Raw genomic sequence first — 9,840 nt, 5'->3', positions numbered from 1 at the left:
GTGTAGTTGGACACCGTCTTGGCCTGCGTCATCGTGATGTTGACGTGGTGGCGCGTGTAGGAGCTGGTCTTGACGCGGATGCCGCGCTTGAGGCCGTCCTCGCCGAGGTAGGCGCCCCAGGCCCAGGCGGCGACCATCAGGTGCACCTGGTTGCCCTTGGGGCTGACGCCCAGCTTCTCCGAGCCGATCCAGATCAGCGGCCGCAGGTAGGCGCTGCTCAGGCCGTTGGCGCGCACGACGGCGCGCTGCGCCTCGTTGACCTGCTCCACGCTGAAGGGAATCTTCATGCGCAGGATCTTGGCGCTGTTGAACAGCCGCTGCGTGTGCTCGCGCAACCGGAAGATCGAGGTGCCGCCGGACGTCTCGTAGGCGCGCACGCCCTCGAAGGCGCCGCAGCCGTAGTGCAGCGTGTGCGTGAGCACATGGATGCGGGCGTCTCGCCAGTCGACCAGTTCGCCGTCCATCCAGATCTTGCCGTCGCGATCGGAGATCGCCGGCCGGGGCGCGGCCAGGGGGAGTGAGGTGTCGGTATTGCTCATGCTGCGAAGGCCCATGGAATGGGGCATTGAAGGGGATGGTCCATCTTCGGACGCCCTTCGCCCGGCGGCTTTGGCGCGCGCCCTTCGTTGTTAGTCCGGACGCACCGGGCGCGGCCCCGGGGGATGGGACGGCCTAAAACCGCGCGTCGCGGGCCTAAGACGCGCCGCCCCCCGCTGCGTAGGCTGAAGGCCTGCAACCACTGACACGAACGAGCCCCGATGCGCACCCGCTACTCCGCCTGGAACCTGCTCGCCGCCGCGCGCCGCGATCACGAGGACTGGGCACCGGCCTGGCGCGAAGTCGCCGAGCCCAAGCCCCGCTACGACGTCGTCATCATCGGCGGCGGCGGCCACGGCCTGGCCACCGCCTACTACCTGGCCAGCCAGCACGGCGTGCGCAACGTGGCCGTGCTGGAGGCCGGCTGGATCGGCGGCGGCAACACCGGCCGCAACACGACCATCGTGCGCTCCAACTACCTGTACCCGGAGAGCGCGCGGCTCTACGACTTCTCGGTCAAGCTCTACGAGGCGCTGTCCCGCGAGCTCAACTACAACATCATGTTCAGCCAGCGCGGCATCGTCACGCTGGCGCATTCGCGGCACGACCTCGAGGCGCAGTCCCGCTGGGCCAACGCGATGCAGTGCAACGGCATCGACGCGGAGCTGCTCGACGCGCGCCAGGTCCGCGACCTGGAGCCGCGGCTGAACTTCGGCCCCGACGCGCGCCATCCGATCCTGGGCGGCTTCATCCAGCGCCGCGCCGGACCCGCGCGGCATGACGCGGTGGCCTGGGGCTACGCGCGCGGCGCGTCGGCGCTGGGCGTGGACATCATCCAGAACTGCGAGGTCACCGGCTTCCTCAAGCGCGGCGAGGCGATCGCCGGCGTGCAGGTCCGCCACCGCGGTCCGGACGGCGACGTGATGCGCGAGATCGCCTGCGACAAGGCGGCGATGGCCGTCTCCGGCCATTCCTCGGTGCTGGCGGCGCTGGCCGGCTTCGAGCTGCCCATCACCAGCTACGCGCTGCAGGCGATGGTCAGCGAGCCGGTCAAGCCGGTGCTCAACACGGTGACGCTGTCGCCGGCGCTGGGCGCGTACTGGAGCCAGAGCGACAAGGGCGAGGTCGTCATCGGCGGCGCGCTCGACCACTTCCCGTCCTACGCGCAGCGCGGCAGCTTCGGCGTCATGCAGCACGTGGTGGCGGCGACCGCGGAGATGCTGCCCTCGCTGGGCCGGCTGCGGCTGCTGCGCCAGTGGGCCGGCATCGTCGACATCGTGCAGGACTCGAGCCCGATCCTGGGCGCCTCGCCGGTGCCGGGGCTCTACCTGAACTGCGGCTGGGGCACCGGCGGCTTCAAGGCGATCCCGGTCGGCGGCTGGACGCTGGCCCACGTGCTGGCCACCGGCCGCGACCACGAGCTGGCCGAGCCCTTCCAGCTGCGGCGCTTCCTGACCGGACGCCTGATCGACGAGGCCGGCGCCGCCGGCATCGCCCACTGATTTCGAGCGAGACACCGAGATGATGCTTCTCACCTGCCCCTGGTGCGGCGAGCGCCCGGAGAGCGAGTTCCACTGCGGCGGCACCACCGCGATCACGCGCCCGCCGCTGGACTGCGACGACGAGGCCTGGGGCCGCTACCTGTTCTTCCGCCGCAATCCCAAGGGCGCGCACGCCGAGCGCTGGCGCCACACCGCCGGCTGCGGCGCGTGGTTCAACCTCGTGCGCGACACCGTCACGCACGAGCTCGGCGCGCCCTACGGCATGACGGAGGCGCGGCCATGAGCGGCTATCGCCTGCCCCCGTCCACGACCAGCGGCGTCGACCGCCTGCGCCCGCTGCGCTTCACCTTCAACGGCGCGCCGGTGGACGGCTTCGCCGGCGACACGGTCGCCTCCGCGCTGCTGGCGCAGGGCATCCGCCATGTCGGCCGCAGCTACAAGCTGCACCGGCCGCGCGGCATCTTCAGCTGCGGGCTGGAGGAACCGACCGGCCTGCTGGACATCGGCGACGGCGCGCGGCTCACGCCCAACACCCGCGCCACCGACATCGCCGCCGCGGACGGCCTGGTGGCGCGCACCGGCAATGCCTGGCCGTCGCTGAAGTTCGACCTCGCCGCGCTGAACGGGAAGGTGTCGGCGCTGCTGCCGGCGGGCTTCTACTACAAGACGTTCATGTGGCCGCACTGGCACCTGTTCGAGCCGACGATCCGCCGCATGGCCGGCCTCGGCGCGGCGGCGGACGCGCCCGATCCCGACCGCTACGACGAGGTCTCGCGCCAGGTCGACCTGCTGGTCATCGGCGCCGGCGCGGCGGGCCTGCAGGCGGCGATCGAGGGCGCGCAGGACGGACGCCGGGTGCTGCTGCTGGAAAGCACCGCGTCGACCGGCGGCTGGCTGGCGACGCAGCCGGCGCACGCGACGCTGCTGGGCTCGATGCGCCGGCAGCTGCTCAAGAACGGCGTCGAGCTGGTCACCCGCTGCACCGGGCTGGGCCTGTACGACCACGGCATGGCCAGCGCGGTGCAGACGCTCGGCGACATGGGGGCGCGCGACGCGGGCGGTCCGCGCGAGCGCCTGTGGAAGATCCGCGCGCGGCGCATCGTCGTGGCCACCGGCGCCTTCGAGCGCCCGATGCTGTTCCCCGACAACGACCGCCCCGGCGTGATGCTGGCCAACGCGGTCGAGCGCTACGCGGCGCTGTACGACGTGGCCTGCGGCCGCCGCGTCGTCATCGCCGCCGCCTGCGACAGCGCCTACGCCACCGCCCACACGCTGCTCAAGGCCGGCGTCAACGTCACGGCCATCGTCGACCAGCGGCTGGACAGCGGCGTGGCCGCGCCGCCCGGCGTCGAGGTCCACCGCGACAGCAGCCTCGTGGCCGTCGCCGGCACGCGCGGCGTGGAGGGCGTGACGATCGCCGGCAACGGCGGCGGCCGCCGCCTGCGCCTGGAGGCCGACTGCGTCGCCAGCGCCGGCGGCTGGACGCCCGCGGTGAACCTCTATTCGATGGCCGGCGGCAAGCTGCGCTGGGTCGAGGGCGCCTCGATGTTCGTGCCCGACCGGGCCGTGCCGGGCGTGGACGTCGTCGGCGCCGCGGCGGGCGTGTTCGAGCTGGACCGGGCGCTGACGCACGCGGGCGCGGTCGGCCGCGGCGAGGACGCGGCGATCGCGCCGGCCTGCGGCGTCGGCTTCGTGCCGGCGCGCAACCTGACCGGCGACGCGGCGCTGGGCACGCTCGGCCGCCGGCCGGGCAAGACCTTCGTCGACCTGCAGAACGACGTCGGCGCGGCCGACGTCGCGCTGGCGGCGCGCGAGAACTACCGCTCCGTCGAGCACCTCAAGCGCTACACGACGATGGGCATGGCCACCGACCAGGGCAAGACCAGCAACATCAACGCGCTGGTGCTGATGGGCGCCCACACCGGGCGCAAGCCGCAGGAGGTCGGCACCACCAAGTTCCGCCCGCCGTTCAAGCCGGTCACGCTCAACGCGCTGGCGGCCGGCCGCGCCGGGCTCCGGCTCAAGCCGCTCAAGCACCTGCCGGGCGAGGCCTGGCACGCGGCGCAGGGCGCGGCCTTCGAGGAATACGGCAACTGGCACCGTCCCGCCGCCTATCCGCGGCCCGGCGAATCCATCGAGGCCGCCGCGCAGCGCGAGGCGCGGCACACCCGCCACCACGTCGGGCTGTTCGAGGGCTCGCCGCTGGGCAAGCTGGAGATCAGCGGCCCCGACGCCGCGGCCTTCCTCGACCTGATGTACGTCGGCACGATGTCCACGCTCAAGCCGGGCCAGGCGCGCTACGGGCTGTTGACCCACGAGACCGGCGTCATCCATGACGACGGCATCGTGACGCGGCTCGGCGAGCACCACTTCTTCGTCAACACGACCTCCGGCGGCGCCGAGCGCGTCGCGCTCGCCTTCGAGGAATGGCTGCAGTGCGAGTTCGTCGACCTGCGGGTGCTGGTCACGCCGGTCACCTCGGCCTGGGGCAACGTGACCGTGGGCGGGCCGCTGGCCTGGCGGCTGCTCGAGGCCGCGGGCTTCGACGAGGCGCTGGCGCCGTCGCGGATGCCGCACATGACGATGGTCCGGACGCGCCTGGGCGGCATCGAGATGCGGGTGCTGCGCGCCAGCTTCAGCGGCGAGCTCGGCTACGAGATCAACCTGCCGGCGCTGCACACGCAGGCGCTGCTGGAGCACCTGGGCACGGTGGGCCGCGCGTTCGACGCCGCGCCCTACGGCATCGAGGCGCTGATGGTGATGCGCACCGAGAAGGGCTTCATCCACGTCGGCGGCGACACCGACGGCACGACGCTGCCCGGCGACATCGGCATGGACCGGGGCGTGGCGAAGAAGGCGGCGAACTTCGTCGGGCGCCGCTCGCTGCAGCAGCCCGCGGCGAAGGACCCGGACCGGATGCAGCTGGTGGGCCTGTTGCCGCTGGACCGCCGCACGCTGCCGCCGGTGGGGGCGCACGTCGCGCCGCACGCGCCGCCGGCGCCGATCGAGGGCTTCGTCACCTCCAGCTGCCACAGCCCGGCGCTGGGCCATCCGGTGGCGCTGGCGATGCTGCGGCGCGGTCCGCAGCGGCTCGGCGAGCAGGTCACCGTCTACCACCTGGGCCGGCCGATCGCGGCCGAGGTGGTGCGGCCTTCCTTCTTCGATCCCCAGGGAGAACGCCTCAATGGCCACGCCTGACCCCTTCCTGCTGCGGCCGCTGCCGCGCGCGCGGCTCGGCGACGTCGCCCGGCTGCTGCCGGCGAGCGGCACGTCGCTGAGCGTCGCCATCGTCGAGCCGCTGCGTGTCGTCACGCTGCGCTGCCTGCCCGGCGGTCAACCGGCGCTGGCCGCCGCCGTCGCGGCGGTCGGCGCGGTCGGCAACCTCGGCGCGGTCGGCGCCACCGCCGCCAACTTCCCCGCCGCCACTCGCGTCGTCAACGCCTCGATCGCCGCCGCTGGGGCGACCGCCGGGCTGCCCGGCCCGGGCCGGTTCATCGGCGTGGATCCGCTGCTCGCCTGGCGCGGGCCCGGCGAGTGGCTGCACTTCAGCCGCACCGACGCGCCCGCGGACGCGCTGCTGGCGGCCTTGCCGCCGGGCGACGCGCCGGCGCAGGCGATCGACCTGTCGGCCGGCACCCTGGTCGTCGAGCTGCAGGGCCCGGCGCTGGACGCGCTGATCGCGCGGCTGTTCGACGCGACCGTGCGCCTGGCCGAGCCCGGCCAGGGCACGCGCACGCGGCTGGCCGAGATCGCGGTCGTCGCGCTGCGGCTGGCGCCGCGGCGGCTGTGGCTGCTGGTGGACCGCGCCAACGACGACTACCTCGCCCGCTGGCTCACCTACGCCGCGGACGCCGACCTTTCCCCACAGCCTTGAGTCCCATGACCCCTCCCTCCTACATCCTGACGATCCGTTGCCGCGACGCGGTCGGCATCGTGTCCGCGGTGTCCTCGGCGCTGGCCGACAGCGAAGCCTTCATCACCGAGTCCTCCCACTACGGCGACGACGAGACCGGCCTGTTTTTCATGCGGACCGTGTTCCGCGCGGCGGGCCCGCGCTTCCAGTCGATCGAGGACTTCCGCATCGCGCTGGCGCCGGCGGCGCGGCGCTTCGGCGCGGAGCTGCAGCTCTACGACGCGGCGCACCGGCTCAAGGTGATGCTGGCGGTGTCCAGGCACGGGCATTGCCTGAACCACCTGCTGCACCGCTGGCACAGCGACGAACTGCCGATCGACGTCGTCGGCGTGCTGTCCAACCACGACGACATGCGCCGCCTGGCCGAGTGGTACGGCCTGCCCTACCACCACCTGCCGATGCAGGGCGACAAGGCGGCGCAGGAGGCGCAGCTGTTCGAGCGCTTCGAGGCCTCCGGCGCCGAGCTGCTGGTGCTGGCGCGCTACATGCAGGTGCTCAGCGACGAGCTGTGCCAGCGGCTGGAGGGCCGCTGCATCAACATCCATCACTCGTTCCTGCCCAGCTTCAAGGGCGCGAGGCCCTATCACCAGGCGCATGGCCGCGGCGTCAAGCTCGTCGGCGCCACCGGGCACTACGTGACCGGCGACCTGGACGAGGGACCGATCATCGAGCAGGACACCATCCGCGTGGACCATGCGATGGACGCCGACACCTTCGTGCGGCTGGGCAAGGACGTGGAGAACATCGTGCTCGCGCGCGCCGTGCAGTGGCATGCCGAGCGGCGCGTGCTGCTCAACGGCCATCGCACCGTGGTGTTCCGCCATGGCGCCTGATCCCGTGTCCGGCGCCCGGTCGATCGACGGCGTGGCCGTCGCCCGCGAGTTGCGGCAGGCGCTGCGGGCGCGCGTCGCGGCGATGACGGAGGGACGGCGTCCCGGGCTGGCGGTGCTGCTGGTCGGCGACGACCCGGCCTCGGCGGTCTACGTGCGCAACAAGATCCGCGCCTGCGAGGAAGTGGGCATCGCTTCCTTCGCCGAACGCCTGCCCGCGGCCACGAGCGAGGCGCAGGTGCTGGCGACGATCGCGCGCTTCAACGCCGATCCGGCCGTGCACGGCATCCTGGTGCAGCTGCCGCTGCCGCGGCACATCGACACCGCGCGCGTGCTGGCGGCGGTGGCGCCGGCCAAGGACGTGGACGGCTTCGGCGTGGAGAGCCAGGGCGCGCTGCTCGGCGGCCTGCCGGGCCTGCGCCCATGCACGCCGGCCGGCGTGATGCGGCTGCTGGCCGCGGCCGGCACGCCGCTGCGCGGCGCGCGGGCGGTGGTGCTGGGCCGCTCGACGATCGTCGGCAAGCCGATGGCGATGCTGCTGCTCCAGGCCGACGCCACCGTCACCGTCTGCCACAGCGCCACGCGCGACCTGGCCGCGCTCACCCGCGAGGCCGACGTGCTGGTCGCCGCGATCGGCCGGCCCCGCTTCGTCACCGCCGACATGGTCAAGCCCGGCGCCACCGTCATCGATGTCGGCATCAACCGCGACGCCGATGGGCGGCTGTGCGGCGATGTCGACTTCGAGGCCGTGCGCCCGATCGCCGGCGCGATCACGCCGGTGCCCGGCGGCGTCGGGCCGATGACGATCGCGATGCTGTTGGCCAACACCGTCGACGCCGCGGGCCTCGATGGCGGCCCGACCGGCTCCCCGTCCGCGCCGTCCGCTGCGCGGCTCCTCTGATCTCCGGAGTCCTCGATGAACACGACGATCTCGACCTCTTCGGCGCCCTCGGCGTCCTCGACGTCCTCGACGATGGCGACGCCTTCCACCTCCTTCGACGATCTTTGCCGCCGCTATTGGGCCTTCCAGTGCGACGAGTTCCCGATCGCCGCGCTGCTGGCGGGCGAGGCCTCGCCGCATGAGCTGCTGATCCGCGACGCGCCGGCCGATCACGAACGCCGGGCCGAACGCGCCGGCGCGCTGCTGGCCGAGGCGCTCGCCGTCGACCGCGACGCGCTCGACGCCGAGCGCCGGATCAGCGCCGCGCTGCTCGAGCGCGAGCTGCGCCTGATGGTCGACGAGGTCGCGACGCTGGCCCACCTGCGTCCGTCGCTGTATCCGCTCGGGCCGGAGGCCACGCTGCAGGGCTACGCGCAGTCCGCCACCTTCGCCGGCGTGGACGACGCGCGCCGCTTCAACCAGCGACTGCGGCGCATCCCGGAGGTCTTCGGCGGCCTGCAGGCGACGCTGCGTCATGGCGTGGAGCGCGGCATCCGCTGGCCGCGCATCGTCCTCGAGCGCGCGCTCGCGGCCGTGCGCGGCGCCGCGGCGATCGATCCCGCGCAGAGTCCGTTCTTCTCGCCCTTCCGCCGCGTCGCCGCGGACGGCCGCTTCGACGAGGCCGCGCGCGAGGGACTGGCGCTGATCGCGGACCAGGTCCTGCCGGCGCTGCTCGGCTACGCGGCCTTCCTCGAGGGCGTGCTCGGCGATGTCGCGCAGGACGCCACCTCGTGCCTGGACAACCCGATGGGCGCGGAGTTCTACCGCCATCGCATCCGCGAGTTCACGACGCTGGACGCGGACCCGGCCGAGGTCCACGCCTTCGGCCTGGCCGAGGTGGCGCGGCTGTCCGCGGCGATGAGCGAGGTCGCGCGCGCGGCCGGCCATGACACGCTGGCCGCGTTCGTCGCCGCGCTGAAGGCGGACCCGGCGCAATTCGCGCCCAGCGGCGAGGCGCTGCGCGAGCAGATCGAGGTGTTGTCCAAGCGGATCGACGCGCGGATGCCGGAGTTCTTCGGCCGCCTGCCGCGGATGAGCTACGGCGTGCAGAGCATCCCCGAGGCCATCGCCGCCGGCATGCCGCCGGCCTATGCGCAGGCCAATCCGGCGGACGGCTCTGCGGCCGGCATCCATTGGGTCACCTCGCTGCCGGAGCGCTGCCCCGCCTACATGCACATCCCGCTGGCGCTGCACGAGGCATGGCCCGGCCACCTGATGCACCTGGCGCTGATGCAGGAGATGACCGCGCTGCCCGAATTCCGTCGGCATGGGGCGTATCGCTACTCGGCCTGCCTGGAGGGCTGGGCGCTGTACTGCGAGGCGCTCGGCGAGGACCTGCGGCTCTACGACACGCCGGCCAAGCGCTACGGACGCCTGGAGATGGAGATGTGGCGCGCGGTGCGGCTGGTCGTCGACACCGGGCTGCACCTGCTGCGCTGGTCGCGCGACGAGGCGGTGCAGTACATGGCGCGGCACATGGCGATGCCGCTGCCGACGCTGGAGGCGGAGGTGGACCGCTACGTCGGCATGCCGGCGCAGGCGCTCGGCTACCAGCTGGGCAACCAGCGCTTCCGGGAACTGCGCGCCCACGCGACGGCGCGCCTGGGGGACCGATTCAGCCTGCGCCGCTTCCACGACGCGCTGATGGCCGCGGGGCCGGTGACGCTGGACGTGCTGCGCGAGGTGATCGCGCAGTGGATAGAGCGCGAATCGAATCGCGCGCCGGCCCGGGACGCCCGCTCGACCTGACCCTCGGCGACGCCCCGCGTGGAACGGGGCTCGCCGCACGGGCATGAAAAAAGCACCTGGCGTTGCCGCGAGGTGCTTGTTTCCCAGAGGAATCTGGTAGGCGCGATTGGATTCGAACCAACGACCCCCACCATGTCAAGGTGGTGCTCTAACCAACTGAGCTACGCGCCTGAAATACTCGGCCAGCGGTGGTCAATCCACTGGTCCGTAAAACAAATCGCCCGTTGAAGCGGGCGATTCATCGAGGTGCCCCGAAGGGCCTTCCTACCAAATCTGGTAGGCGCGATTGGATTCGAACCAACGACCCCCACCATGTCAAGGTGGTGCTCTAACCAACTGAGCTACGCGCCTGAAGAGCCTCGCAGTATA

8 protein-coding genes and 2 tRNA genes are annotated in these 9,840 nt (G+C 72.7%); 7 read left to right on the top strand and 3 right to left on the bottom strand.

Features of this window, described 5'->3' with window-relative positions; translation table 11 throughout:
* A partial coding sequence (locus tag N5D62_RS17205; protein ID WP_279759086.1) for an aminotransferase class IV occupies positions 1-512 on the bottom strand: 512 nt, incomplete at its 3' end.
* A gap of 246 nt (positions 513-758) precedes the next feature.
* Here N5D62_RS17205 and N5D62_RS17200 point away from each other — a divergent pair.
* Genes N5D62_RS17200 through N5D62_RS17170 form a run of 7 tightly spaced genes read left to right on the top strand, consistent with a single transcriptional unit; the run spans position 759 to position 9,471 of the window.
* Positions 759-2,039, top strand: a complete 1,281-nt coding sequence (locus N5D62_RS17200) for a sarcosine oxidase subunit beta family protein (protein WP_279759083.1) — start codon at positions 759-761, stop codon at positions 2,037-2,039.
* A 19-nt stretch (positions 2,040-2,058) separates the two neighbouring features.
* Entirely contained in the window at positions 2,059-2,322 is a 264-nt protein-coding gene (locus N5D62_RS17195) for a sarcosine oxidase subunit delta (protein ID WP_279759082.1), read from the top strand.
* Entirely contained in the window at positions 2,319-5,237 is a 2,919-nt protein-coding gene (locus tag N5D62_RS17190; protein WP_279759081.1) for a 2Fe-2S iron-sulfur cluster-binding protein, read from the top strand. Before N5D62_RS17195 ends, N5D62_RS17190 begins: the two co-directional genes overlap by 4 nt.
* Complete coding sequence (locus tag N5D62_RS17185) at positions 5,224-5,913, top strand: hypothetical protein (protein WP_279759080.1); 690 nt, start codon at positions 5,224-5,226, stop codon at positions 5,911-5,913. Before N5D62_RS17190 ends, N5D62_RS17185 begins: the two co-directional genes overlap by 14 nt.
* A 5-nt stretch (positions 5,914-5,918) precedes the next feature.
* Positions 5,919-6,785 carry a formyltetrahydrofolate deformylase gene (purU, locus tag N5D62_RS17180; RefSeq protein WP_279759079.1) on the top strand — a complete coding sequence of 289 codons (867 nt, stop codon included), beginning with the start codon at positions 5,919-5,921 and terminating at the stop codon, positions 6,783-6,785.
* On the top strand, positions 6,775-7,683 hold the full coding sequence (gene folD, locus N5D62_RS17175) for a bifunctional methylenetetrahydrofolate dehydrogenase/methenyltetrahydrofolate cyclohydrolase FolD (protein WP_279759078.1): 909 nt from the start codon (positions 6,775-6,777) through the stop codon (positions 7,681-7,683). The genes purU and folD overlap by 11 nt, the downstream gene beginning before the upstream one ends.
* Before the next feature lie 15 nt (positions 7,684-7,698).
* Positions 7,699-9,471 (top strand): DUF885 domain-containing protein, encoded by a 1,773-nt coding sequence (locus tag N5D62_RS17170; RefSeq protein WP_279759077.1) that lies wholly within the window; start codon positions 7,699-7,701, stop codon positions 9,469-9,471.
* 94 nt (positions 9,472-9,565) lie between these two features.
* Here N5D62_RS17170 and N5D62_RS17165 read toward each other — a convergent pair.
* Both N5D62_RS17165 and N5D62_RS17160 read right to left on the bottom strand, forming a co-directional pair.
* Positions 9,566-9,642 (bottom strand) — tRNA-Val (locus N5D62_RS17165).
* 103 nt (positions 9,643-9,745) lie between these two features.
* Positions 9,746-9,822: transfer RNA gene (locus N5D62_RS17160), tRNA-Val, on the bottom strand.
* Positions 9,823-9,840: the final 18 nt, after the last annotated feature.

Source organism: Mitsuaria sp. GD03876 (assembly GCF_029840635.1).
Lineage (GTDB): Bacteria > Pseudomonadota > Gammaproteobacteria > Burkholderiales > Burkholderiaceae_C > Roseateles.
The sequence above is the reverse complement of the archived record's forward strand: the minus strand, read 5'-3'. Positions and strand labels throughout refer to the sequence as shown.